Here is a 23,238-nt window from a genome sequence, read left to right as displayed (position 1 = left end):
GCAAGGCCCCGCGCTGACCCGGCGCGGGGCTTTGCCGTCGCCACGGCTTACGCTTACGAGGCCGTTACGCCATGACCGATACCGAAGTAAAGGCGCCAAAGATTGAATTCCCTGCCAATGATTATCCGGTTAAGGTGATCAGCGATACGGGTGTGGGCAACAAGGACAAGATCATCGACATCGTCCGCAAACACGCAAAGATCAACGATGAGCGTGTGGACGAGCGTCAAAGCAGCAACGGCAAATACACCACTATCCAGTTGCACATCGTCGCGACCGACCAGGACCAGCTGTACAACATCAACAGCGAACTGCGGGCCACCGGTTTCGTGCACATGGTGCTGTGATGTCCGGCACGCTGGGCTTTCGCGAGCTTGGCCAGATGGCTTACGAGCCCGTTTGGCACGCCATGCAGCGCTTTACCAACGAACGCGGCAGCGATGCAGCCGACGAGATCTGGCTGGTCGAGCACCCGCCGGTCTTCACCCAGGGCCAGGCCGGCAAGGCCGAACATTTGCTGCTGCCGGGAGATATCCCGGTGGTGCAGGTCGATCGCGGTGGCCAGGTGACCTATCACGGCCCCGGGCAACTGGTGGCCTACCTGTTGCTGGACGTGCGCAAGCTGGGTTTCGGCGTACGAGACCTGGTGAGTCGCATGGAGTCATGCCTGATCGAGCTGCTTGCCAGTTACGGTGTGACTGCTGCGGCCAAGCCGGATGCTCCGGGCGTGTACGTCGATGGCGCGAAAATCGCCTCCCTGGGGCTGCGGATCCGCCACGGTTGTTCCTTTCATGGCCTGGCCCTGAACGTGGACATGAACCTGGAACCGTTTCGACGGATTAATCCCTGCGGCTACGCCGGGCTGGCGATGACCCAGCTGAGCGATCACGCAGGATCGATTGAATTTGCCGAGGTAAGTGCCCGGCTGCGCGCGCAGCTCGTCAAACACCTCGACTATGCTGAGCAGACGACCCTCACGGGCGGAATCGACTGATATGACTACTGATGCAGTGCAAACCATGATCCCGACGCTCGATGTCTCCGAGCGCCCGGCCCCGCGTCCCAAGGTTGAAGCCGGCGTCAAGCTGCGCGGCGCCGAGAAGGTTGCACGCATCCCGGTAAAGATCATTCCGACCACCGAGCTGCCGAAGAAGCCTGACTGGATTCGTGTGCGTATTCCGGTCTCTCCGGAAGTCGACCGCATCAAGGCCCTGTTGCGCAAACACAAGCTGCACAGCGTGTGCGAAGAAGCTTCCTGCCCGAACCTGGGCGAATGCTTCTCCGGCGGCACCGCGACTTTCATGATCATGGGTGACATCTGCACCCGTCGCTGCCCGTTCTGCGACGTCGGTCACGGGCGTCCGAAACCGTTGGACGTCAATGAGCCGGAAAGCCTGGCCATCGCCATCGCCGACCTGCGTTTGAAGTACGTGGTGATCACCTCGGTGGACCGCGATGACCTGCGTGACGGCGGTGCCCAGCACTTTGCCGACTGCATCCGTGAAATCCGCAAACTGTCGCCGAACGTGCAGCTTGAAACCCTGGTTCCGGATTACCGTGGCCGCATGGACATCGCCCTGGAAATCACCGCGGCCGAGCCGCCGGATGTGTTCAACCACAACCTGGAGACCGTGCCGCGCCTGTACAAGGCCGCGCGTCCGGGTTCGGACTACCAGTGGTCGCTGACTCTGCTGCAACGCTTCAAGCAGATGATGCCGCACATCCCGACCAAGTCCGGCCTGATGCTGGGCCTGGGCGAGACCGACGAAGAAGTCATCGAAGTCATGAAGCGCATGCGCGAGCACGACATCGATATGCTGACCTTGGGCCAATACCTGCAACCGTCGCGCAGCCACTTGCCGGTGCAGCGTTTCGTGCACCCGGACACCTTCGCCTGGTTCGCCGAGGAAGGTTACAAAATGGGCTTTAAGAACGTTGCTTCCGGTCCGCTGGTACGCTCCTCATACCACGCCGACGAGCAGGCGAAGTTGGTCAAGGCCGAGTTGATGTCGTCCTGATCCGACCATGAAAGAAACAGCCCGCAACGTTCAATCGGCCTTGCGGGCTTTTTTTGCCTGTCTCACAAGGAAATCAGTCTTTTCCTGCGACAGCGCTATGCTTGATCCGCTTCTGTTTGTCGGCGTTTCCTGACTAATGTGTGCTCGATGCTTTCATGCAGGGAGATCCATGGATGACCGCAAGACCTGACCCGACGCTCATGCCTCACACGCCTGTACCGGCCTTGCCGATGCAAGGGCTGATCGCTGTTATCGCGCCCGCAGGTCCGGCAGCGCTGGACACCGATAAAGCCATTGCCTGGATGCGTGCTCGTGGGTATTCGCTGCGGATATTTCCCGGCGTGTTCGAGAAGGACGGCTACCTGGCCGGCAGCGACGAGGTGCGACTCAATGACCTGCACGCCGCGTTCACTGACCCTGAGGTCGATGCCATTATTTGCCTGCGTGGCGGATACGGTACGCCGCGGCTGCTTGATCGTATCGATTTTCAGCTGCTGCGCCACAACGCCAAGCCATTCATCGGCTATAGCGACATCACCGCGCTGCATTTGGCGATCAGCCGCTACGCGGGTTTCGTAACCTTCCATGGCCCGCTGCTCAACGCCGATCTGCTGGGTGAGCGGCTGCCACCGACCGAGTCCTCATTCTTCAACATGCTCAGGGGGCAGTACAGGGCCGGAAGCGTGCTTCCCCATCCGGTTGGCCGCCCCTTGACGACGATCGTGCCGGGTGTCGCTCATGGACGCCTTCTAGGCGGTAACCTGTCGATGATTGCCGCGACCATGGGCACGCCATTCGAGATTGATGCCGCGGGTGTCATTCTGTTTATCGAAGACATCAACGAGCCGCTGTATCGCATCGACCGGCTGTTGACCCATCTGCGCCTGGCGGGCGTGATGCACAAGCTGCGCGGGGTTCTGGTGGGTGATATAGCGGGGGTAGAGGCACAGGCCCTGGACCGATTGCTCAAGCAGACCCTGGAACCCTTGTGCATCCCGGTGCTGTCCGGCTGGCGCAGCGGGCACTGCAATCCGAACCTGACGCTGCCGATGGGGGCGCTGGTGAAGCTGGATGCGGGTAGCCAGCAGCTGGTGCTGGAACAAAATGTCGTCAGGCGCTAGAAACTCCTCGCCCTTGTGGGAGCGAGCCTGCTCGCGATGGACTCAAGAACGCTGCGTTTAGCCAGTAAACAAGCGTTATCGTTGTCGACCATCGCGAGCATGCTCGCTCCTACAGGGAAGCATCAGCGGTTGCGCAATCCATCCAGCAACTTGTGCGTCGGATAACCATCCGCCGGCCAGCCAAACGACTGCTGGGCGCTGCGGATCGCCTTGCGGGTATTGGCGCCGATGATCCCATCGGCAGCGCCCGCGTCATAGTTCTGCGCGCTCAGCAGGTTTTGCAGTTCGATCCGCTCGGTGCGGCTCAGGGGTAGATCATCCTTGGGCCACGTGCCGCTGATCAGCCCTGCGCCATTGAAGCGCTCGGACAGCAGACTCACCGCCAGGGCGTAGGACGACGAGTTGTTGTACTTGAGAATCGCGCGGAAGTTGTCGAGTACCAGGAATGCCGGGCCGCGATAGCCCGCCGGCAACAGCAGCGCCGCGGACAGTTGCTCGGAGCCTGCCGGGAACTGGCCGCCGTTGGGCAGCACCACGCCCAGTTGCCGCCATTCGGCAACGCTCTTGCGAATCGAGCCATCGGCGAGAATGTAGTTGAAACTGCCCGGCAACTGCACTTCAAAGCCCCACGGCTGGCCTTTTTGCCAGCCGGAGCTTTGCAGGTAGTGCGCGGTCGACGCCAGGGCGTCGGTGGCACTACCCCAGATATCGCGGCGACCGTCGCCATCGAAGTCCACGGCATGGGTGTTGTAGGTCGTCGGGATGAACTGGGTCTGGCCCATGGCGCCCGCCCAGGAGCCAAGCATTTTGTCGGGTTCGATATCGCCTTGCTGGAGGATTTGCAGGGCGGCGATCAATTGCGCATGAGCGAAGCCTGGGCGGCGGCCTTCGTAGGCCAGGGTTGCCAGTGAGTTGATCACCGACTTGCTGCCCTGGAACTGGCCGAAGTTGCTCTCCATGCCCCACACCGCGACCAGCGCCTGGCGATCGACGCCGTAGCGCTGTTCGATGCTTTGCAGGATGCCGGCGTACTCGTCGACCAATGCCTGGCCCTTGCGAACCCGCAGCGGTGACAGGGCACCGTCGAGGTACTCCCACACCGGTTTTGCGAATTCCGGTTGGCTGCGGTCGGCGCGGATCACGCTTGGGTCGAGGCTGACATTGGCGAAGGCGCGGTCGAACAGGTCGGCACGGATACCGGCGGCCAGGGCGTCCTTGCGAAAACCCGCCTGCCATTCAGCGAAGGTCTGGGTTGGCTGGATGTCGAGGTTTTCGCCGCTCGGAACCACGGGCGCGATGACCGCGGGGGCGGTGGCGACAGGTAGGGTCTGAATCGGCTGGGCGTCGGCGGCGGTGGGTTTTTCCGCGCAGGCGACTAGCAAAATGAGGCTGGAGGCAGCAATCAGTTGGCGAAACTGCCAACGACGGGAAAGACAAAAGGGCATGCACGGGTCCAGGGAAAACGAATCAGGTACAGACCTTAACATGTTGAGCGAATGCTTGCCTTTCAGGCCGCCAGAAAGTAAGAAGCCTCCCAGTTGTCAGACTGGAAGGCTTCGCGGCGGTAGCTGCCTTTGCCCTTGCCGGCTCGTTCCTGGCGGCTGCGGAACAATGGCTGGGCGACAATGGATTTGGCCTTGTTGGGGCCATGTTTAGATGGCTTTTTGCTCATGATGGGCTCTCGCAAGTGAGTGGTTTTTGCGGGGCAAATCATCGGCGAGAATTAGGGGGCTGTCTAGCCCCTACAGTATGTAGGACCTTTCGGACGCCTTCCCTGTAGGAGCGAGCATGCTCGCGAAGGACGTTAACGATGACGCGGGCATCCTGAAAGCCAGCAGTGTCCTTGAGTTCTTCGCGAGCATGCTCGCTCCTACAGGGAGCGAACATGCCACGGTCTAACGCCTTACTCGGCAGGCAACGACAATCTCTGCCCAGCCATCAACAATGTCAGGCGACTCAAGCTCATCCAAGGCGAACCCGCCGCCTGACCCTTGATTTGTGCGTCGATGCGCTGGGCTTCGAGCAACAATTGCGCCCAGCGTTGCGCCGAATAGCGTTGCAGGGCTTTGCTCATCAGCGGTTTACGCTTGTCCCACACCGGCGGCCTGGCCTGGCTGAAGGCTTTGTCCAGCGGCGTGCCCTGGCTGTATTGCAACGAAATGTTGGCTAGCAGACGCAGTTCCCGGGCCAGGGCCCAGAGAATCACCGGAGGCTCGACACCTTCACCGCGAAGCCCTTCGAGCATGCGCAGTGCATGGGCGGCTTCGCCATTGAGAATGGCGTCGGTCAAGCCGAAAACGTCGAAGCGCGCACTGTCGGCCACCGCGGCTTGTACGGTTTCAATGGTGATCTGGCCGCCTTCGGCCATCAGCTTGAGTTTTTCGATTTCCTGGGCGGCGGCCAGCAAGTTGCCCTCGACCCGGGCGGCGATCAGCTCGACGGCGTCCTGGCTGGCGGATAGCCCGGCCTGGGACAGGCGCTGACGGATCCAGCTGGGCAACTGGTTGGCATCCACCGGCCAGATCTGTACAAACTGGGTCTGTTGGCCTTCGACCAGCGCCTTGCCCCATTTGGTTTTCTGCGCGCTGCCATCGAGCTTCGGCAAGCTGATCAACAGCACCGTGTCTTCGGCCGGTCGCGAGCAGTACTCAATGAGCGCGGCGGCACCTTTATCGCCGGGTTTGCCGGAAGGCAGGCGCAATTCCAGCAAGCGTCTTTCGGCGAACAGCGACATGCTGGCGCCGGCTTGCAGCAACGTACCCCAGTCGAAACTGGCGTCGGCGGCGAACACCTGGCGTTCGTCGAAGCCTTGTTGGCGTGCGGCCGCGCGAATGGAATCGGCGGCTTCCTGACACAGCAAGGGATCATCGCCACTGATGACGTAGACCGGCGCGAGGGCGCCTTGCAGGTGTTTGGCGAGTTGGGCGGGAGCGAGCTTCATAAGAGAGGGCAAACGGGGCGCCAGAGCGCCCCGTAAGTCTTACTGCCGAGGCAGTTCGATTGGCGACTGACGCGGCGTGTTTGCCTCAGCCTTCTGCGCCGCTTCCAGTGCCGCGGCTTCCGCCTTGGCCTTGGCTTCGGCGGTTTGCTGCAACTGGTCCAGCTGGGACGGGGTGAATTGCTGCAGGCGCAACATCATGCGTTGAACCAGCTCGCGACGCATTTCCTTGCGGGCATCGCTAGCCTCCTGGTCGGAACCTACCAGGTTGTTGCCGTCATGGATGAACACCTTCTGCACTTCGAGTTTGTCGCTCAGCAGGGGCAGGTTGCCCTGGCCGCGAATGTCATAGCTGAGCACCGTGCTCAGTTGATATTCGCCAGTGCGACCGGCGCCTGCGTAGCTGAGGATGCGCTGGGATTCCTGCTGGTCGGTCAGGATGAGTTTGTAAGGCGCGCCGTTGTAGACCTTGACGCCGCTGCTTGTCAGCATCTGGCGCAGTTGCGTCACGGTTTCGCCGTAAGCGTCGCGGGCGCTCAGGTCTAGTTCCTTGAGCGCCAGGTCGGTGGTGCCGGTACCACGCAGCTGGAAGCCGCAGGCGCTCAACAAGACCGCGAGGCCTATCACCAGCAAGTTGCGTTTGATCATTGTGTTGCTCCCCTTGAAACCATGTGGGCCAATCAAACGGCCCGAAAGGTTTTATTCGGCGCCCGGCGTGGCCGGGCGCCTGATCCAATTAGCTGGCGACGATGTTGACCAATTTTCCGGGCACCACGATCACTTTGCGAATGGTCAGACCATCGACGAAGCGCAGCACGTTCTCGTTGGCCCGAGCGGCGGCTTCGACTTCTTCGCGAGTGGCGCTGGCCGGCATTTCGATCTGGCCGCGCAGTTTGCCGTTAACCTGGATGACCAGCGTCAGGCTGTCCTGCACCAGCGCGCTCTCGTCCAGCACCGGCCAGCCGGCGTCGATTACCGGATCGGCGTGACCCAGGCGATGCCACAGCTCGTGACTGATGTGCGGGGTGATAGGCGCCAGCAGCAGTGTCACGGTTTCCAGGCCTTCCTGAACCAGCGCGCGATCCTGTTCGGTGCCTTGCGCGGCTTTTTCCAGCACGTTCATCAGCGTCATCACCTGGGCGATGGCGGTGTTGAATTTGTGGTTCTGGCCGACGTCGTGGCTGGCCTGCTTGATGGCCTGGTGGATCGAACGGCGAATGACTTTCTGCTCGTCGTTCAGGCTGGCAACGTCCAGTTTCCCCGGCAAGCCTTGGGTCACGTGCGCTTGAGCCAGACGCCAGACGCGCTTGAGGAAGCGGTGCGAGCCCTCTACGCCAGAGTCGGACCATTCCGCGCTCATGTCAGGAGGCGAGGCGAACATCATGAACAGGCGGCAGGTGTCGGCGCCGAACTGGTCGATCATCGACTGTGGGTCAACCCCATTGTTCTTTGACTTGGCCATCTTCTCGGTGCCACCGATTTCCACCGGCAGGCCGTCTGCGATCAGTTTGGCGCTGATGACCTTGGCCTTGCTGTCGCGTTCGAGTTCGACGTCTGCCGGGTTGAACCAGGTGTAGGCACCGTTGGCTTCACGACGATAGTAAGTTTCGGCGATCACCATGCCTTGGGTCAGCAGGTTCTTGAACGGCTCGTTGGAGCTGACCAGGCCTTCGTCGCGCATCAGCTTGTGGAAGAAGCGCGCGTAAAGCAGGTGCAGGATCGCGTGTTCGATGCCACCGATGTACTGATCCACCGGCAACCAGTGGTCGGCCGCGGATTTTTCTACCAAGCCACCCTCAAAGTGCGGCGAGGCGTAGCGGGCGTAGTACCACGAGGACTCGACGAAGGTGTCCATGGTGTCGGTTTCACGCTTGGCAGGCTGGCCGCATTTCGGGCAGCTGCACTCGTAGAACTCGGGCATGCGCGCCAGTGGCGAACCGGCGCCATCGGGTACGACGTCTTCCGGCAGTACGACTGGCAATTGATCTTCCGGCACCGGCACGTCACCGCAGGCAGTGCAGTGGATGATCGGAATCGGGCAGCCCCAGTAGCGTTGACGGCTGATGCCCCAGTCGCGCAGGCGGAACTGGGTGCGCGAGGCGCCGAGTTCTTTCTTGATCAGCGCGACTTCGATGGCGTCGAAGGCACCCGCGAAGTCGAGGCCGTCGAACTCGCCGGAATTGATCAGTGTGCCGTATTCGCCATAGGCGTCTTGCCATGGTGCCGGGTTGGTTTCACCCGAGCTGGTGCGTACCACCGATTTGACCGGCAGGTTGTACTTGTGGGCGAACTCGAAATCGCGCTCATCGTGGGCCGGAACAGCCATGACCGCGCCGTCGCCGTAGTGCATCAGTACGTAGTTGGCGACCCATACCGGCAGTTTTTCGCCGGTCAGCGGGTGCTCGACGAACAGGCCGGTCGGCAGGCCTTTTTTCTCTTGAGTGGCGACATCGGCTTCGGCGACGCTGCCGCCCTTGCATTCAGCGATGAACGCTTGCAGCTCAGGGTTGTTTTGCGCGGCCAGGGTGGCCAGGTGGTGCTCGGCGGCCACGGCGACGTAGGTCGCGCCCATCAGGGTATCCGGACGGGTGGTGAAGACTTTCAGTGCACCGGCTTCGCCGATGGAATCGACGTTGTACGGGAACTGCACTTCCATGCCGCGGGATTTGCCGATCCAGTTGCGCTGCATGGTCTTGACCTGCTCAGGCCAGCCAGTCAGTTCGTCGAGGCTCTCCAGCAGCTCATCCGCGTAGGCGGTGATCTTGAAGTAGTACATCGGGATTTCGCGCTTTTCGATCAGCGCGCCGGAACGCCAGCCGCGACCGTCGATTACTTGCTCGTTGGCCAGGACGGTCTGGTCGACCGGGTCCCAGTTCACGGTGCCGCTTTTCTTGTAGATCACACCTTTTTCGAACAGGCGAGTGAACAGCCATTGTTCCCAGCGGTAGTAATCGGGTTTGCAGGTGGTCACTTCGCGTGACCAGTCCACCGCCAGGCCCAGGCTGCGCAACTGGCTTTTCATGTAGGCGATGTTTTCGTAGGTCCACTTGGCGGGCGCTACGTTGTTCTTCATCGCGGCGTTTTCCGCCGGCATGCCGAAGGCGTCCCAACCCATGGGTTGCAGGACGTTCTTGCCTTGCATGCGCTGGTAGCGGGAGATCACGTCGCCGATGGTGTAGTTGCGCACGTGCCCCATGTGTAGCTTGCCGCTGGGGTAAGGGAACATCGACAGGCAGTAGAAAGTCTCCTTGCCTGGCTGTTCACTGACTTCAAAGGACTTTTGCTCGTCCCAGAACGACTGGGCGGCGGCTTCGATTTCACGGGGCTGATATTGTTCGTGCATGGCTACTTTTGAACTGAATAGGGGTGGCCTAATCCTCTTCAATGCGACGCTGGACGGTGAACACGCCAATTCGGCGTTTCGGTGTCCAGAGGAGCTGGAAGTGGAGTTACAGGAAGCGCCGTAGCATACATGACCGCACTCTATCGAGGGAAACCCTGATTACTGCCGCGCGTCTCGTGAAAACCGCTGCGAGGGCCGTTGGTCGCGGCGTCCAGCCGGTTTGTCGATGGAAGCTAAGCTCTAACTGGGGAGTAGGTCTTATCTTCCAATGAGGTGAGGGATGGTTGAGTCACGGCAAAAAGTTACAAAACCGGAGTTGTACGAAAGACTGATCGATCGTTTGGGCATGGCCCTTGATGCAGCCAAAACAGCTGGTCGGCTGCGCGACGAACGCCCTTTGGAACTGGAGTTGCGTGGCCTGAGCCCCGCAGAGTTTGCACTGGTCAAGGCGTACCTCGATCGCAGTGAGCGTGAAACGCAGGGATGCTTGTCTGAAGCAGTGAAGCAACTCGACGCACCACGTTCGGCCAAGATCATCTGGCTCAAGGACAAAGTAGCTGGCAGAGATGCGGTAAAGGTCCGGTCCCTGCAGTGCAAATAACGCATAGAGCCATGCTCCACGGTTTTTTGTAGCATAGTCCTTCCGTATTTATTGTCCCATTGCGTCAACCCACTTAGGCTTCGGGCATCTTTAAGGAGATGCCCGATGCCTTTTCGCTATTTCGTGAAACACCTTTTGATGCCGCCCGGCATTCTTATCCTGTTGCTGGTGCTCGCCTGGTGGTGGCGCCGCTCAAGACCGCGGCTTGCCGGTTGGTGCTTTGCGCTGGGCGTGGGTGGCTTCTGGCTGATGAGCCTGCCGGTGATGGTGCAGTGGGGCGCCGGGCTTCTTGAGCGTGAAGCGCCGTTGGCTCGCGACGAATGGGCAACGTTGGCCCGGCGCGCCGATGCGATCGTGGTGCTGGGGGCCGGGCGCGAACGGGGTGATCTGGCCTGGGGCAGCGATCAACCCACCGGGGTGGCTCTGGAGCGTGAGCGATATGCCGCTCGCCTGGCAAAGGCCTCGGGCTTGCCGATCCTGACCAGTGGCGGTTTGCATTACGGCACGCCGCCGAGCGAGGCCAAACTGATGGCTGACTCATTACGTGATGATTTCGGCGTGGCGGTGCGTTGGCAGGAAGGGCGAAGTCGAACCACCTGGGAGAACGCGACATTCAGTGCCGAGGTCTTGTTGCCTGAAGGTATCAAGCGCGTAGTAGTGGTCACCCAGGCCTGGCACATGCCGCGAGCGGTCTGGAGTTTTCAGAAGGCCGGGTTTGAAGTGGTACCCGCGCCAGTGGGGTTTTTGAGCGTGGACAACGCCGAGCCACTGGGCGGCTGGATGCCCGAGTTCAAGGCAATCTGGCGTAGCGGGCAGTTGTTGAATGAGGCGGCGGGGCAGATCGGGTATTCGCTTTTCTACCGCTGAAAATCAAAAGATCGCAGCCTTCGGCAGCTCCTACAATTGGAATGCAATCCACTGTAGGAGCTGCCGAAAGCTGCGATCTTTTGCGTGGCGCCGCGAAACTTAAACGGTCTTGGCCATCCGGCTGGCAATCAATGCCCAGCCAAATAACAACACACAAACAATGAGCAACGGCCACGACCGCCATTGCAGGTACGGTGTGAGGTTGTGCATCGGCACCACTTCGCCGTACAGGATGCCGCGTTCGAACTGCGGGATCTGCGTGGTGATCTGGCCGAACGGGTTGATCAGGCCGGTCACGCCATTGTTGGTGGCGCGGATCATCCAGCGGCCGGCCTCGAGCGCGCGCATCTGCGCCATCTGCAAGTGCTGCAGCGGGCCGATGGACGTGCCGAACCAGGTGTCGTTGCTGATGGTCAGCAGCAGGTCGCTTTTCGCGGCAAGGCCGGCGGCGAACTCCGGATATACCACTTCGTAGCAGATATACGGCGCAATCTGGTAACCCTTGGCTTGCAACATGGCCTGGTCGGAAGGGCCGCGGGCAAAGTCCGACATGGGCAGGTCGAAGAACGCGATCAGGCCACGCAGCACGTCTTGCAACGGCACGTACTCGCCAAACGGCACCAGCTTCTGCTTGAGGTAAGTGCCATCGCCTTCGCCGAGCACGGTAATGCCGTTGTAGAAGCGTTTCTGCTGGTGGACGACTTCGCGGATCGGCACGCCGGTAATCATGGCCGAATCCCGCTCGGCGGCGAATTTCCCCATCATGTCCAGGTAGCCCTGGGCAGACTCCTTGAGCACCGGGACCGCGGTTTCCGGCCAGATCAGCAAGTCGACCCGTTTCGAGCTGAAGCTCATGTCGCGGTACAGCTCCAGTTGCGCGTTGAGCTGCGCCGGGTCCCACTTCATGCTTTGTTCGACGTTGCCCTGGATCGCCGCGACGCTCAGCGGCGCACCGGAGGGGCTGGTCCAGGCATGTTGCTTGAGCGCCATGCCAGCCACCCACGGGCCTGCCAGCAGCAAGACGCCCACGGCGATAAAGCCTTTACGTCCCGTGCGCACCAGGCGCATGGCGTTGTAGAGCAATGCGGCAGTCAGGGCCAGGGTGAAGGATATCAGCCACATCCCGCCGACAGGCGCGAGACCGGCCAGCGGGCCGTCAAGCTGGCTGTAGCCGGAGTAGAGCCATGGGAAACCGGTCAGGAACCAGCCGCGAAACGCTTCCTGGCCGACCCACAGCGCCGCGAATGCCAGGGTGTCCGCCAGCGGTGCTTCGTTGCGCCGCAGCCAGCGCGCCCAAATCCAGGCGGGCAGGGCGAAGAACCAGGCTATCGCCGCCGTGAAGATCAGCATCAGGAAGCCAGCCAGCAGCACCGACGCGCCACCGAAGTGATGGATGCTGTAGTAGATCCAGCTGGTGCCGGCACCAAACAGGCCGAAGCCGAAACACCAGCCACGCCCCAGGGCCTGGCGTGGATTCAGTTCACGCAAACCGGCATAGAAAAGCCCGACCGCCAGCAGTGCCAGCGGCCAGATATCGAACGGCGCCAAGGCCAGGGTGGTGATTGCACCGGCCGCCACGGCCAGCAGGTTACCGGGCCAGCCGGGGCGGGTTGTCCAGCGCATTTCAGTCCTTAGATTTTTACCGGGCGATAGGTGTCAGTCGCAGCAAATGAATCCGCCGACTGTCGGCGTTCAGGATGCGAAAGCGATAGGCGCCGATTTCAGTGATTTCGTTGCGTTTTGGCAAGTGCCCGAACGCGCTCATCACCAGGCCGCCAACGGTGTCGAACTCGTCGTTGGAAAACTCGCTGTCGAAGAACTCGTTGAAGTTCTCGATCGGCGTCAGGGCCTTGATCAGAAAGTCGCCGCTGGGCAGTGGCTTGATGTAACTGTCTTCTTCGACGTCGTGCTCGTCTTCGATGTCGCCGACGATCTGCTCCAGCACGTCTTCGATGGTCACCAGGCCCGCCACGCCGCCGTATTCGTCAATGACGATGGCCATGTGATTGTGGTTGGCGCGAAACTCGCGCAACAACACGTTCAGGCGCTTGGACTCCGGCACGAAGGTGGCCGGGCGCAGCAGGTCCTTGATGTTGAAACTGTCGCCGTTCTCCCTGAGGATCAAAGGCAGCAAGTCCTTGGCCAGCAACACACCCATCACGTCATCGTGGCTTTCGCCGATCACCGGGTAGCGGGAGTGGGCCGAGTCGACCACGGCAGGCAGGAACTCGCGAGGTGTCTGGGTCGCCTTGATGCTGATCATCTGCGAACGCGGAACCATGATGTCCCGTACTTGCAGGTCGGCAACCTGGATAGCGCCTTCGACGATGGCCAGCGCTTCGCTGTCCAGCAGTTTGTTCTGGTGTGCATCGCGCAGCAGCTCCAGCAGCTCCTGGCGGTTCTTCGGCTCGTGGGCAAAAGCCTGGGTGAGCTTACCCAGCCAAGACTTCTGCCCGTTGCTCGATCGATCTTCGCTCATAGCGATTACTCTGAATCCTTTGTTGTTTCGGTAGGGGGGACTTCGATTTCGTCGTCCGCGTACGGATCGGGATAGCCCAGTTCTGCAAGCAACGTTCGTTCCAGTGCTTCCATCTCTTCGGCTTCGTCATCATCTATGTGGTCGTAACCCAGCAGATGCAAGCAGCCGTGAATCACCAGATGCGCCCAATGGGCCTTGAGTTCCTTGCCCTGCTCGGCGGCTTCACGCTCGACCACCGCCACGCAGATCACCAGGTCGCCCAGCAGCGGGATGTCGAGAAACTCGTCTGGCACATCGGCAGGAAACGACAAGACGTTGGTGGCGTAATCCTTTTGCCGCCAGGTGTTATTCAGTTCGCGGCCCTCGGCTTCGTCGACCAGGCGAATGGTCATCTCGGAGTCGGCGGTGCGCTGGCGCAGGGCCAGTTCGCACCATTGGCGGAACTCGGCTTCGCTGGGGGCAGGCGCTTGGGTCGCGATTTGCAGATCAAGCTCAAGCATCGCGTCGGCTGTCCTTTGGCGCTTCATCGGTGGCACGATTTTCGAAGCGCTCGTAGGCCTCGACAATGCGCTGCACCAGCGGGTGACGCACGACGTCCTTGGGCATGAAATGGGTAAAGCTGATACCCGGAACATCTTTCAGCACTTCGATCACGTGGTGCAGCCCGGACTTGGTGCCTTTCGGCAGGTCGACCTGGGTGATGTCACCGGTGATGACGGCCGTGGAGCCGAAGCCGATCCGGGTCAGGAACATTTTCATCTGTTCAACCGTGGTGTTCTGGCTTTCGTCGAGGATGATGAAGCTGTTGTTCAGCGTGCGGCCGCGCATGTAGGCCAGTGGCGCGACTTCGATCACCTGGCGCTCGATCAGCTTGGCGACGTGTTCGAAACCGAGCATTTCGTAGAGCGCGTCATAGAGCGGGCGCAAATACGGGTCGATTTTCTGCGACAGGTCGCCGGGCAGGAAACCGAGTTTTTCACCGGCTTCGACCGCCGGACGCACCAGCAGGATGCGCCGGATCTGTTCGCGTTCCAGGGCGTCCACTGCGCAGGCGACGGCGAGATAGGTCTTGCCGGTACCGGCCGGGCCGATGCCGAAGTTGATGTCGTTGCCGAGGACTTCCTTCACGTAGCGCAGCTGATTCAAGCCGCGAGGGCGAATCATGCCTTTTTTGGTGCGCAGGGCGACGCTGGCTTCGGCGGGCGAGTGGTTGTCCAGCTCTTCGACGGCGGATTCCTGCAGGAACAGGTGAACCAGGTCCGGCGACAGCTCGGTACCCTTGGTTTCCCGGTACAGGCGGCGCAGGAGGTTTTCCGCGGAGGTGGTGTGTTTGGGCTCGCCGATCAGTTCGAACTGGTTTCCGCGATTGCGGATCTCGATGGTCAGGCGTTGTTCGATCAAGCGCAGGTGCTCGTCGAATTGCCCGCACAGATTGGCGAAGCGGCGAGCCTCAAAAGGCTCGAGGATGAAACGATGTGGTTCGATGGGTGCGTTCAAGGTCGTATTTAGCCGCCCTGGGGCAATTGGGATGATTCAAGGATAGCGCCAGTGGCGCGGGTGCGAAAGCTCTTAAATAACCCTGGGTCAAACAACGATCCCTGTGGGAGCGAGCTTGCTCGCGATGGCGTCAGGTCAGGCGATTCATATGTTGAATGTCAGACCGTCATCGCGAGCAAGCTCGCTCCCACAGGGTATTGCGGGGTTACGGGATCAGCGAGCCCCGCAGCGAGTGTGGCTGCGCGGCATCAATATGCACGTCGGCGAACTGGCCGATCAGGGTTGGATTGTCGCAGCGGAAGTTGACGATACGGTTATTCTCGGTCCGGCCTTGCAGCTCGCCGGGGTCTTTTTTCGAATAATCGGTTACAAGAATCCGCTGAATCGAACCGACCATTTGTCGGCTGATCTCGAAACCTTGCTGGTTCAGCCGATGTTGCAGGGCGTTCAGACGTTCTTTTTTCAGTACTTCCGGCGTGTCATCGGCCAGGTCGGCGGCGGGTGTGCCCGGGCGCTGGCTGTAGACGAACGAGTAGGAGAAGTCGAAGCCGACGTCCTCGATCAGCTTCATGGTCTGTTCGAAGTCTTTCTCGGTCTCGCCGGGGAAGCCAACGATGAAGTCCGAACTGATGCAGATGCCCGGCACAGCAGCGCGCAGCTTGCGCAGTTTGGATTTGTATTCCAGCGCTGTGTGGTTGCGCTTCATCGCCGCGAGGATTCGGTCCGAGCCCGATTGCACCGGCAGGTGCAGGTGTTTCACCAGCTCCGGCACGTCGGCGTGGGCCTGGATCAGGCTGTCGGAGAATTCCAGCGGGTGCGAGGTGGTGTAGCGGATGCGGTCGATGCCATCGACCGCGGCGACCACGCGAATCAGTTCGGCCAGATCCGCCAGGCGACCATCGTGGGTCGTGCCGCGATAACCGTTGACGTTCTGCCCGAGCAGCGTCACTTCGCGCACGCCGTGTTCGGCCAGGTGAATGATTTCGGCAATCACGTCGTCGAACGGGCGGCTGACTTCTTCACCGCGGGTATAGGGCACCACGCAGAACGTGCAGTATTTGCTGCAACCTTCCATCACCGATACGTAGGCGCTCGGGCCGTCGATACGCGGCTCGGGCAAGTGGTCGAATTTTTCGATTTCGGGGAATGAGACGTCGACTTGCGGCAGCTTGGTGATGCGCGCAGCGTCGATCATTTCCGGCAGGCGGTGCAAGGTTTGCGGGCCGAATACCACGTCGACATAGGGCGCGCGATCGCGAATGGCGGCGCCTTCCTGGCTGGCCACGCAGCCGCCGACCGCGATCACCATGTCCGGGTTGGCCAGCTTCAGTTCGCGCCAGCGGCCCAGTTGGGAGTAGACACGGTCCTGGGCGCGCTCGCGGATCGAGCAGGTGTTGAGCAGGATCACGTCGGCGTCTTCAGCGCGCGCGGTGACTTCCAGGGCCTGGTGTTCGCCCAGCAGATCGACCATGCGCGAGCTGTCGTACTCGTTCATCTGGCAACCGTGGGTTTCGATGTAAAGCTTCTTGGCCATGGACAGAGTCATCACGTGATTCAAAGAACCGCGCATTATAGGGAACATGTACTCAGGTTCCTACCGCTGCGCGTCCAGCGGCTATGCTATAGTTCGCGCCCTCATTTTTATCCCCCGATGTGTTGCTCGCCCACCATGACCAAACGTGAAGCTCCAATCTACAAGGTGATTTTCCTCAATCAGGGCCAGGTGTTCGAAATGTACGCCAAGCAGATCTATCAGAGCGATCTGTGGGGCTTCCTGGAAGTGGAAGAGTTCGTCTTTGGCGAGCGCACACAGGTAGTCGTAGACCCGAGCGAAGAGAAGCTCAAGGCCCAATTCGAAGGGGTCGTGCGCAGTTTCGTGCCAATGCATTCGATCGTGCGCATCGACGAGGTCGAGCGCCTGGGCACACCGAAAATCAGCGAAGCCCGCGGCACGGTCGGCAATGTGATGCCGTTTCCGGTGCCGATGCCTGAGAAGTAGGCCTCAAGACCTAGTTGCCCCATTCGCGAGCAGGCTCGCTCCCACAATAGATCACCGTTGGACACACATGTTGTGAACGCAATAGATCAACTGTGGGAGCGAGCCTGCTCGCGAAAAGGGGCAGCCAGAGCGATATGAGAATCAGGGAAGCGGCGCGAACGGCGTACGCCCATCGGCACTCTGCAATTCCATCAGGTATTTGCGGAAAATCTGCCCCAGCACCTGAGTGGCGACTTCCAGTTCCTGGCGCGGCATTTTCTCGGCGACTTCGTCGGCAGTGTCCAGCGCTTCTTCCGCACCGTTGACCGCCGCCATTTTCAGCACGATATACGCCTGGATGTTATTGGCCGGTACGCCTTCGCCGTGAAAGAACATGGTGCCGAGTTTGAATTGTGCCTGGGCGTGACCTTGCAGCGAGGCCTTTTCGAAGTAGTTCAGGGCTTTGTTGAGATCGCGCGGCGCGTTTTTACCCTCGTAGTAGAACTCACCCAACTCGTATTGCGCTTGAGCATCCCCTTCATCCGACGCTTTCTGGCAGGCAGCCAGTGCCTGGGCCAGGTCTTGCGGCTGGGTATTGAGGGTGCAGCGACCCATCGCTGGGATTAACAACGAGTTACCGCCTGCTTGTGCGAGCGCGAGCAGGGGCTGAAGGAGCAACAGGCAGCCCAGTGAAAGGGCGCGGCCGGTGCGGTTCATGGGAATCGACTTACCTCTGAGGGGCGCGCGGACCCATCGAGGGGATCCAATAAGCGCGCATTATGAAATAAGCAGGGCCAACCTTACAAAGTCTTTACTCGTTTTTCTGCTGCGCGGGAAATATATCGGCCACTGAACGGGGATTATTAGCAGATGAGGAGGAAAAAGGGCAGGAGTGCAGGCTGACGCCGGCAATGGCCAGCGTCAGCGCTACGGCGTTACTTCAGTGCAGCAAATGCGCGTTCGGCGGCATCCAGGGTCAGTTTCAACTCGGCGTCGCCGTGGGCGATCGAGGTGAAGCCGGCTTCGAAAGCGCTAGGCGCCAGGTACACGCCACCTTCCAGCATCAGGTGGAAGAAGCGGCCGAACAAGGCTGCGTCGCTGGCCATCACGTCATCGAAAGTCACGATGTCGTCGGCGCCACTGAAGTACAGGCCGAACATGCCACCGGCCTGGGTGGTCACGAACGGAATACCTGCCGCATCGGCACGCACTTGCAAGCCGTCGAGCAGGCGAGTGGTGTAGTCGGTCAGTTCGTCGTGGAAGCCCGGACGGCTGATCAGGCGCAAGGTGGTCAGGCCCGCCGCCATCGCCAGCGGGTTACCCGACAGTGTGCCGGCCTGGTAAACCGGACCCAGCGGGGCGATTCGCGACATGATTTCGCGCTTGCCGCCGAAGCAACCCACCGGCATGCCGCCGCCAATGATTTTGCCGAAGGTGGTCAGGTCCGGTGTCACGCCGTAGTGAGCCTGGGCGCCGCCGAGGGCAACACGGAAGCCGGTCATCACTTCGTCGAAAATCAGCACCACGCCGTGCTTGTCGCACAGGGTCCGCAGGCCTTCGAGGAACCCTGGGGCCGGCGGCACGCAATTCATGTTGCCTGCGACCGGCTCGACGATGATGCATGCGACGTCCTGGCCAACTTCGGCGAGCATGGCCTCGACCGCGTCGATGTCGTTGAACGGCAGGGTCAGCGTGTGTTTGGCGAACGCCGCCGGCACACCCGCCGAGCTCGGCACGCCTTGGGTCAGGGCGCCGGAGCCGGCCTTGACCAGCAGGCTGTCGGAGTGACCGTGGTAGCAGCCTTCGAACTTGATGATACTGTCGCGACCGGTGAAACCACGGGCCAGGCGGATCGCGCTCATGGTCGCTTCGGTGCCGGAGCTGACCATGCGCACCATTTCCATCGAGGGTACGAGCGAGCAGACCAGATCCGCCATCTGGGTTTCCATCTCGGTCGGCGCGCCGTAGGACAAGCCGTGCTCAAGCTGCTTGCGTACGGCGTCCAGGACGTCCGGATGGCTGTGGCCGAGGATCATCGGGCCCCAGGAACCGACGTAGTCCACATAACGCTTGTCGTCTTCGTCGGTGACGTAGGCGCCTTCGGCGTGCTTGAAGAACAGCGGCGTGCCGCCAACGCTCTTGAACGCGCGGACCGGCGAGTTCACGCCACCGGGAATGTGTTTCTGGGCATTGGCAAACAGGGTTTCGGAACGAGACATGATCGGGCTCTCAGACTTTTAGTAATTCGTTGAATGCGCGGGCGCGGCGGGTCACTTCAGCCGTGCTCTCGGCGCCAAACAGGCCATGCACCACGGCGAGCAGATCGACGCCGTGGGCCACCAGCGGGGCGGCGTTGTCCAGGGTGATGCCGCCGATCGCGCAGATCGGCAGGTGCAACTGCTTACGGGCCTGGTCGAGCAGGCCGAGGCTGCAGGTCGGTGCGCCGGGCTTGGTGTTGGAATTGAAGAAGCGGCCGAAGGCGACGTAACTGGCGCCTTCTTTTGCCGCTTGCTCGGCCAGTTCAAGTTGCGCGTGGCAGGTCGAGCCGATGATCGCTTTGGAGCCGAGCAGGGCGCGGGTCGGCGACAGCGGGCCATCGGTCTGACCCAGATGCACGCCGACGTTCAGGCGTGCCGCCAGCTCGGCGTCGTCGTTGATGATCAACTGGGTCTTGTAGCGTTCGCACAGATCGCGCAGGGCTTCGGCCTCGCGCAGACGACGGGCCTCATCGTTGCTCTTGTCGCGGTATTGCAGCAGGGTGACGCCGCCTTCCAGCGCCGCCTCCACGTACGAAAGAAATTTACCGGCCAGCAACTGGCTGTCGGTAATGGCGTACAGGCCACGTAGTTTCATCGGACAAGCCTCACCGCAGTGCTGATAGATAGTTACGAACAGAAGTCCAGTGGCAGGCGGCGAGGCACGAATTGGCCTTTGCCCAGCTGCTCCGCATCGCGCAGGGTGCGCCACGTGTAGTTAAGCGCTGTCTGTACCGCACTGGCGAGGTTTTCACCTTGGGCCAGACGGCCGGCAAGCGCACTGGCCAGGGTGCAGCCCGAGCCATGATAGCTGCCAGGCAGGCGTTGACAGGTGTAGGTTTCGCGCAAGCCATCGCGGCTGTACAGGCGGTTGTGGATTTCGGTTTCATCGCCATGGCCGCCGGTGATCAGCAGGTGTTTGACGAACGGCAGGAGTTTTTCAGCGCACTGGTCCGCGGTGCCTTCAGGCAGTTCGGCGAGGATCCGGGCTTCGGGAAGGTTGGGGGTGGCGATGATCGAGAGCGGCAGCAGGCGTTCGCGCATGGCATAGCCGACTTCGTCCTTGCCCAGGCGACCACCACCACCGGCGCGCAGCACCGGGTCACAGACCACCGGCAAGTGCGGGTGCGCCGAAAGCAGTTCGACCACGGTGTCGACCATTTCCAGGGAACCGAGCATGCCGAGCTTGACGGCCGCGACTTCGGAATCGTTGAGCACGGCATTGGCCTGGGCCAACACCCACTCACGGTCGAGGACGCGGAAGTCAGTGACATTGACGGTGTCTTGCACGGTCAGGGCGGTGACGGTCGGAGCCGCATGGCAACCCTGAGCGAGCAGGGCTTCGATATCTGCCTGCAAGCCGGCGCCACCACTTGGGTCGTGGCCGGAGAGACAGAGGACAACGGGGCGAGAGCTGTAGATATTCATGGTGCGCGAGCTTACCACCAAACATCTTTTTTCGGGCGTCGGCCAATAAACGGTGATGCGGGAAATTACGCTTGGGTTCGAGCACTTGTCGCTCTCTGTTCGACAGAACAGCTCTATCTCAATAATCTTCGCTGGAACGCCCGTTCTAGAGCCTTTGTGCGAAAAGTTTCTGTAGTGCTCATTAGCCATCAACGGCTATGCTAGAGTGGATCCAAATCAATAACAGGTATCACCGGTTTTACGTCTACTCAAAAGGAATGGGGGGCTTCCTGACAAAACCGGACGGGCCACGCTGGGGCATAAATGCGCTATTTGTTGATGTTTATGTTGTATTTGCCCCTCTTGGCGAACGCCGTTGAGTTCAATGAACTCACCCAAAGCCTTCCCCTCGGACGAACCCTGCAAGTGTTTGAAGACGTGGGTGGTCAGGCGACTGTCGCGGATGTCCGTGCGCAGGCGGCGGCCGGCAACTTCAAGGCGCATGATAAAGCCACCCTCAACGCTGGCTATTCGCGTTCGGTGTTCTGGCTGAAAATCGATCTGCATTACCGCCCTCTAAATCCGGCTGCGCAACGGACCTGGCTGCTGGAACTGGCTTACCCGCCGCTCGATCACCTTGATCTGTATCTGCCTGATGCAAGCGGCAACTATCAATTGGCCAGGCAGACCGGCGATGCCTTGCCGTTCGCCAGTCGCGAAATCCGCCAGAACAACTACCTGTTCACGCTGGACTTTACCCCTGACCAGGCGCAAACCCTGTATCTGCGCCTGCAAAGCCAGGGGTCGATCCAGGCGCCGGTCACGTTGTGGTCCAGTACTGCGTACCTCGAAGACCAGCCGGTACGCCTCTATGTGTTGGGGCTGATCTACGGTGTATTGCTGGGGATGCTGGTCTATAACCTGTTCATCTACCTCAGCGTGCGCGATACCAGCTATCTCTACTACATCTTCTACATCGCCTCGTTCGGTTTGTATCAGCTGTCGGTGAACGGCGCCGCCGTGCAGTACTTCTGGCCAGACAATCCCTGGTGGGCCAACGCCTCGACGCCCTTTTTCATCGGGTGTGCCGGGTTGTTCGGTAGCCAGTTCGCCCGCAGCTTCCTGCAGACCGCCACCCTCAGCCGCTGGATGGACCGCTTGCTGCTGACATTGGTGGCATTTGGCGCGCTGGTGGTCGGGTTATCCCTGATGACCAGCTACGCCCTGGCCTTGCGCCTGGCCACGACCCTGGCACTGACCTTCACGGTGGTGATCTTTGCCGCGGGGATTTTTGCCTGGCTGCGTGGCCTGCGGGTCGCGCGTTATTTCATCATTGCCTGGTCGGCGTTCCTGCTCGGCGGCATCATCAATACATTGATGGTGCTGGGTTACCTGCCGAATGTGTTCCTTACCATGTACTCCAGCCAGATTGGCTCGGCCATCGAAGTGGCGCTGCTGTCCATGGCCCTGGCCGACCGCATCAACGCCATGCGCGAGCAGCAGGCGCAAACCCTGCTCGACGCGGGACAAAAGCTTGAGGTGCTCAACCAGCAACTGGCACACAGCAACAAGCTCAAGGACGAATTCCTCGCCACCCTGACCCACGAGTTGCGCACGCCCATGAATGGTGTGATCGGTTCGCTGGAGCTGATGCAGACCGTCGAGATGGACCCTGAGCTGGAGCAATATCAGCAAACGGCCGCGGGATCGGCGCGGGACATGATGCGCATGGTCAATGGCATTCTCACCCTGACCGAGCTGCAGGCGGGCAAGCTCAAGGCGACCCCGGCCACCTTCAGTTTGCGTGCCGTTATGGACGCATTGCGCGCCCAGTTCTACGGCAATGCCACGAGCAAGTCGCTGGACTTCAAGGTCGATGTGGCACCGGGTGTGCCGGATCGCCTGCACGGCGACAGCGCCAAGTTGGCGCAATGCCTGGAGTGCCTGCTGGATAACGCAATCAAGTTCACCCGAGTCGGCGGACTGGCGCTGCGGGTCACCGGGAAAACAGTCAACCCCGAGCGAATGGCGTTGTCCTTTGCGGTGATCGACACCGGCATCGGCTTCACCGACCTTGGGGAGGCGACGATGTATCAGCGCTTCTTCCAGCTCGACGGTTCGATGACGCGCGAGTACGGCGGCCTGGGTGTCGGCCTGGCCATCTGCCGGCAACTGGTGGAGCTGCTCGGCGGGCGCCTGACACACCGCTCCGAGCCGGGGCGTGGCAGCCGTTTCCAGCTTGACGTCGAGTTTGACATGCCAGCAGCGCAGCGACCTGCCACGCCGCTCGCGACGCGGCAGTTGTCACAACTGCGTCTGCCTCAGGATTGCAGCGTATTGCTGGTGGATGACAACAACGTCAATCAATTGGTGATGCGCGGTATGTTGCTCAAGCTCGGGTTCCGCGTGCGCACAGCTGACAGCGGTCTCGCCGCGCTCGATCTGCTGCATCGCGAAACCTTCGATGCGGTGCTGGTCGATTGTCAGTTGCAGGCCTTGGACGGTGTTTCCGTGTGGTGTCAGATCCGGGCGTTGCCCGGTTGCGCGCAAGTGCCGGTGTTCATGATCGCCCTGGGTACTGACCGGGAGCGCTGCCCGAGCGGCGCAATGATTGACCATTTGAGCAAGCCGGTAAAATTCGAGGACTTGCAGGTCGCGCTTTATCGTCGAGTGCTCTGTTCTGAGCAGGGCGAAAGCGCCGACAGTTAGGCAGATATGACACTTTGATCGGCCA

The 23,238-nt window shown here is 60.8% G+C and carries 22 protein-coding genes; 8 read left to right on the top strand and 14 right to left on the bottom strand.

Going from position 1 to position 23,238, the window contains the following annotated elements; genetic code table 11:
• Positions 1-71 precede the first annotated feature (71 nt).
• From ACA054_RS28485 to ACA054_RS28470, 4 genes are all read left to right on the top strand, one after another.
• Positions 72-347, top strand: coding sequence for a DUF493 domain-containing protein (locus ACA054_RS28485; RefSeq protein WP_077045559.1), 276 nt, complete (start codon positions 72-74; stop codon positions 345-347).
• Entirely contained in the window at positions 347-994 is a 648-nt protein-coding gene (gene lipB, locus ACA054_RS28480; RefSeq protein WP_034148130.1) for a lipoyl(octanoyl) transferase LipB, read from the top strand. The genes ACA054_RS28485 and lipB overlap by 1 nt, the downstream gene beginning before the upstream one ends.
• 25 nt (positions 995-1,019) lie before the next feature.
• Positions 1,020-2,018: a lipoyl synthase gene (gene lipA / locus ACA054_RS28475; RefSeq protein ID WP_162130451.1), complete on the top strand. Its 999-nt coding sequence runs from the start codon at positions 1,020-1,022 to the stop codon at positions 2,016-2,018.
• Between the two features lie 173 nt (positions 2,019-2,191).
• A complete protein-coding gene (locus ACA054_RS28470) occupies positions 2,192-3,139 on the top strand; it encodes a S66 peptidase family protein (RefSeq protein WP_497687156.1) in 948 nt (315 codons plus the stop codon).
• A 122-nt stretch (positions 3,140-3,261) separates the two neighbouring features.
• Here ACA054_RS28470 and ACA054_RS28465 read toward each other — a convergent pair whose 3' ends face one another.
• From ACA054_RS28465 to leuS, 5 genes are all read right to left on the bottom strand, one after another.
• On the bottom strand, positions 3,262-4,584 hold the full coding sequence (locus ACA054_RS28465; protein ID WP_497687155.1) for a lytic murein transglycosylase: 1,323 nt from the start codon (positions 4,582-4,584) through the stop codon (positions 3,262-3,264).
• A 62-nt stretch (positions 4,585-4,646) separates the two neighbouring features.
• Positions 4,647-4,811, bottom strand: a complete 165-nt coding sequence (arfA, locus tag ACA054_RS28460; protein ID WP_008065994.1) for an alternative ribosome rescue factor ArfA — start codon at positions 4,809-4,811, stop codon at positions 4,647-4,649.
• A gap of 231 nt (positions 4,812-5,042) precedes the next feature.
• A complete protein-coding gene (gene holA, locus ACA054_RS28455) occupies positions 5,043-6,080 on the bottom strand; it encodes a DNA polymerase III subunit delta (protein ID WP_497687154.1) in 1,038 nt (345 codons plus the stop codon).
• Between the two features lie 39 nt (positions 6,081-6,119).
• On the bottom strand, positions 6,120-6,725 hold the full coding sequence (locus tag ACA054_RS28450; protein ID WP_497687153.1) for an LPS-assembly lipoprotein LptE: 606 nt from the start codon (positions 6,723-6,725) through the stop codon (positions 6,120-6,122).
• Between the two features lie 88 nt (positions 6,726-6,813).
• Positions 6,814-9,420: a leucine--tRNA ligase gene (gene leuS / locus ACA054_RS28445; protein WP_497687152.1), complete on the bottom strand. Its 2,607-nt coding sequence runs from the start codon at positions 9,418-9,420 to the stop codon at positions 6,814-6,816.
• Positions 9,421-9,700: 280 nt separating this feature from the next.
• Here leuS and ACA054_RS28440 point away from each other — a divergent pair, with 280 nt between their 5' ends.
• Entirely contained in the window at positions 9,701-10,021 is a 321-nt protein-coding gene (locus ACA054_RS28440; RefSeq protein WP_401315495.1) for a hypothetical protein, read from the top strand.
• Positions 10,022-10,126: 105 nt separating this feature from the next.
• The gene (locus ACA054_RS28435; RefSeq protein ID WP_497687151.1) at positions 10,127-10,888 is read left to right on the top strand and encodes a YdcF family protein; all 762 of its coding nucleotides are present in this window, start codon (positions 10,127-10,129) and stop codon (positions 10,886-10,888) included.
• 99 nt (positions 10,889-10,987) lie between these two features.
• Here ACA054_RS28435 and lnt read toward each other — a convergent pair whose 3' ends face one another.
• The 5 genes from lnt to miaB form a co-directional block, all read right to left on the bottom strand.
• Positions 10,988-12,511, bottom strand: coding sequence for an apolipoprotein N-acyltransferase (gene lnt / locus ACA054_RS28430; protein WP_497687150.1), 1,524 nt, complete (start codon positions 12,509-12,511; stop codon positions 10,988-10,990).
• A 16-nt stretch (positions 12,512-12,527) separates the two neighbouring features.
• Complete coding sequence (locus ACA054_RS28425; protein ID WP_497687149.1) at positions 12,528-13,367, bottom strand: CorC family transporter; 840 nt, start codon at positions 13,365-13,367, stop codon at positions 12,528-12,530.
• A 5-nt stretch (positions 13,368-13,372) separates the two neighbouring features.
• Positions 13,373-13,867: an rRNA maturation RNase YbeY gene (gene ybeY, locus ACA054_RS28420; RefSeq protein ID WP_008066008.1), complete on the bottom strand. Its 495-nt coding sequence runs from the start codon at positions 13,865-13,867 to the stop codon at positions 13,373-13,375.
• Positions 13,860-14,864, bottom strand: coding sequence for a PhoH family protein (locus ACA054_RS28415; protein ID WP_497687148.1), 1,005 nt, complete (start codon positions 14,862-14,864; stop codon positions 13,860-13,862). The genes ybeY and ACA054_RS28415 overlap by 8 nt, the downstream gene beginning before the upstream one ends.
• Positions 14,865-15,069: 205 nt before the next feature.
• Positions 15,070-16,398 (bottom strand): tRNA (N6-isopentenyl adenosine(37)-C2)-methylthiotransferase MiaB, encoded by a 1,329-nt coding sequence (gene miaB / locus ACA054_RS28410; RefSeq protein ID WP_497687147.1) that lies wholly within the window; start codon positions 16,396-16,398, stop codon positions 15,070-15,072.
• A 135-nt stretch (positions 16,399-16,533) separates the two neighbouring features.
• Between miaB and ACA054_RS28405 the strand changes: the two genes are divergently transcribed.
• Complete coding sequence (locus ACA054_RS28405) at positions 16,534-16,863, top strand: DUF1820 family protein (protein ID WP_008066015.1); 330 nt, start codon at positions 16,534-16,536, stop codon at positions 16,861-16,863.
• A gap of 141 nt (positions 16,864-17,004) precedes the next feature.
• Here the strand turns inward: ACA054_RS28405 and ACA054_RS28400 are convergent, their stop codons facing one another.
• The 4 genes from ACA054_RS28400 to ACA054_RS28385 form a co-directional block, all read right to left on the bottom strand.
• Positions 17,005-17,559 carry a tetratricopeptide repeat protein gene (locus tag ACA054_RS28400; RefSeq protein ID WP_497687146.1) on the bottom strand — a complete coding sequence of 185 codons (555 nt, stop codon included), beginning with the start codon at positions 17,557-17,559 and terminating at the stop codon, positions 17,005-17,007.
• Between the two features lie 218 nt (positions 17,560-17,777).
• Positions 17,778-19,061: a glutamate-1-semialdehyde 2,1-aminomutase gene (gene hemL / locus ACA054_RS28395; RefSeq protein ID WP_497687145.1), complete on the bottom strand. Its 1,284-nt coding sequence runs from the start codon at positions 19,059-19,061 to the stop codon at positions 17,778-17,780.
• Positions 19,062-19,071: 10 nt separating this feature from the next.
• Positions 19,072-19,695 (bottom strand): thiamine phosphate synthase, encoded by a 624-nt coding sequence (thiE, locus tag ACA054_RS28390; RefSeq protein ID WP_497687144.1) that lies wholly within the window; start codon positions 19,693-19,695, stop codon positions 19,072-19,074.
• A 32-nt stretch (positions 19,696-19,727) separates the two neighbouring features.
• A complete protein-coding gene (locus tag ACA054_RS28385) occupies positions 19,728-20,525 on the bottom strand; it encodes a hydroxymethylpyrimidine/phosphomethylpyrimidine kinase (protein WP_497687143.1) in 798 nt (265 codons plus the stop codon).
• 303 nt (positions 20,526-20,828) lie between these two features.
• Between ACA054_RS28385 and ACA054_RS28380 the strand changes: the two genes are divergently transcribed.
• Positions 20,829-23,213, top strand: coding sequence for a 7TM diverse intracellular signaling domain-containing protein (locus ACA054_RS28380; RefSeq protein WP_497687142.1), 2,385 nt, complete (start codon positions 20,829-20,831; stop codon positions 23,211-23,213).
• The last annotated feature ends 25 nt before the right edge of the window (positions 23,214-23,238 follow it).

It is taken from the genome of Pseudomonas sp. LBUM1653 (assembly GCF_059716115.1).
Note: the sequence above shows the minus strand (reverse complement) of the source record. Positions and strands in the feature narration are given on the sequence as shown.

Coding starts and splice junctions, on each gene's coding strand:
- ACA054_RS28485 (WP_077045559.1), top strand. CDS start 72: ATGACCGATACCGAAGTAAAGGCGCCAAAGATTGAATTCCCTGCCAAT.
- lipB (WP_034148130.1), top strand. CDS start 347: ATGTCCGGCACGCTGGGCTTTCGCGAGCTTGGCCAGATGGCTTACGAG.
- lipA (WP_162130451.1), top strand. CDS start 1,020: ATGATCCCGACGCTCGATGTCTCCGAGCGCCCGGCCCCGCGTCCCAAG.
- ACA054_RS28470 (WP_497687156.1), top strand. CDS start 2,192: ATGACCGCAAGACCTGACCCGACGCTCATGCCTCACACGCCTGTACCG.
- ACA054_RS28465 (WP_497687155.1), bottom strand. CDS start 4,584: ATGCCCTTTTGTCTTTCCCGTCGTTGGCAGTTTCGCCAACTGATTGCT.
- arfA (WP_008065994.1), bottom strand. CDS start 4,811: ATGAGCAAAAAGCCATCTAAACATGGCCCCAACAAGGCCAAATCCATT.
- holA (WP_497687154.1), bottom strand. CDS start 6,080: ATGAAGCTCGCTCCCGCCCAACTCGCCAAACACCTGCAAGGCGCCCTC.
- ACA054_RS28450 (WP_497687153.1), bottom strand. CDS start 6,725: ATGATCAAACGCAACTTGCTGGTGATAGGCCTCGCGGTCTTGTTGAGC.
- leuS (WP_497687152.1), bottom strand. CDS start 9,420: ATGCACGAACAATATCAGCCCCGTGAAATCGAAGCCGCCGCCCAGTCG.
- ACA054_RS28440 (WP_401315495.1), top strand. CDS start 9,701: ATGGTTGAGTCACGGCAAAAAGTTACAAAACCGGAGTTGTACGAAAGA.
- ACA054_RS28435 (WP_497687151.1), top strand. CDS start 10,127: ATGCCTTTTCGCTATTTCGTGAAACACCTTTTGATGCCGCCCGGCATT.
- lnt (WP_497687150.1), bottom strand. CDS start 12,511: ATGCGCTGGACAACCCGCCCCGGCTGGCCCGGTAACCTGCTGGCCGTG.
- ACA054_RS28425 (WP_497687149.1), bottom strand. CDS start 13,367: ATGAGCGAAGATCGATCGAGCAACGGGCAGAAGTCTTGGCTGGGTAAG.
- ybeY (WP_008066008.1), bottom strand. CDS start 13,867: ATGCTTGAGCTTGATCTGCAAATCGCGACCCAAGCGCCTGCCCCCAGC.
- miaB (WP_497687147.1), bottom strand. CDS start 16,398: ATGGCCAAGAAGCTTTACATCGAAACCCACGGTTGCCAGATGAACGAG.
- ACA054_RS28405 (WP_008066015.1), top strand. CDS start 16,534: ATGACCAAACGTGAAGCTCCAATCTACAAGGTGATTTTCCTCAATCAG.
- ACA054_RS28400 (WP_497687146.1), bottom strand. CDS start 17,559: ATGAACCGCACCGGCCGCGCCCTTTCACTGGGCTGCCTGTTGCTCCTT.
- hemL (WP_497687145.1), bottom strand. CDS start 19,061: ATGTCTCGTTCCGAAACCCTGTTTGCCAATGCCCAGAAACACATTCCC.
- thiE (WP_497687144.1), bottom strand. CDS start 19,695: ATGAAACTACGTGGCCTGTACGCCATTACCGACAGCCAGTTGCTGGCC.
- ACA054_RS28385 (WP_497687143.1), bottom strand. CDS start 20,525: ATGAATATCTACAGCTCTCGCCCCGTTGTCCTCTGTCTCTCCGGCCAC.
- ACA054_RS28380 (WP_497687142.1), top strand. CDS start 20,829: ATGCGCTATTTGTTGATGTTTATGTTGTATTTGCCCCTCTTGGCGAAC.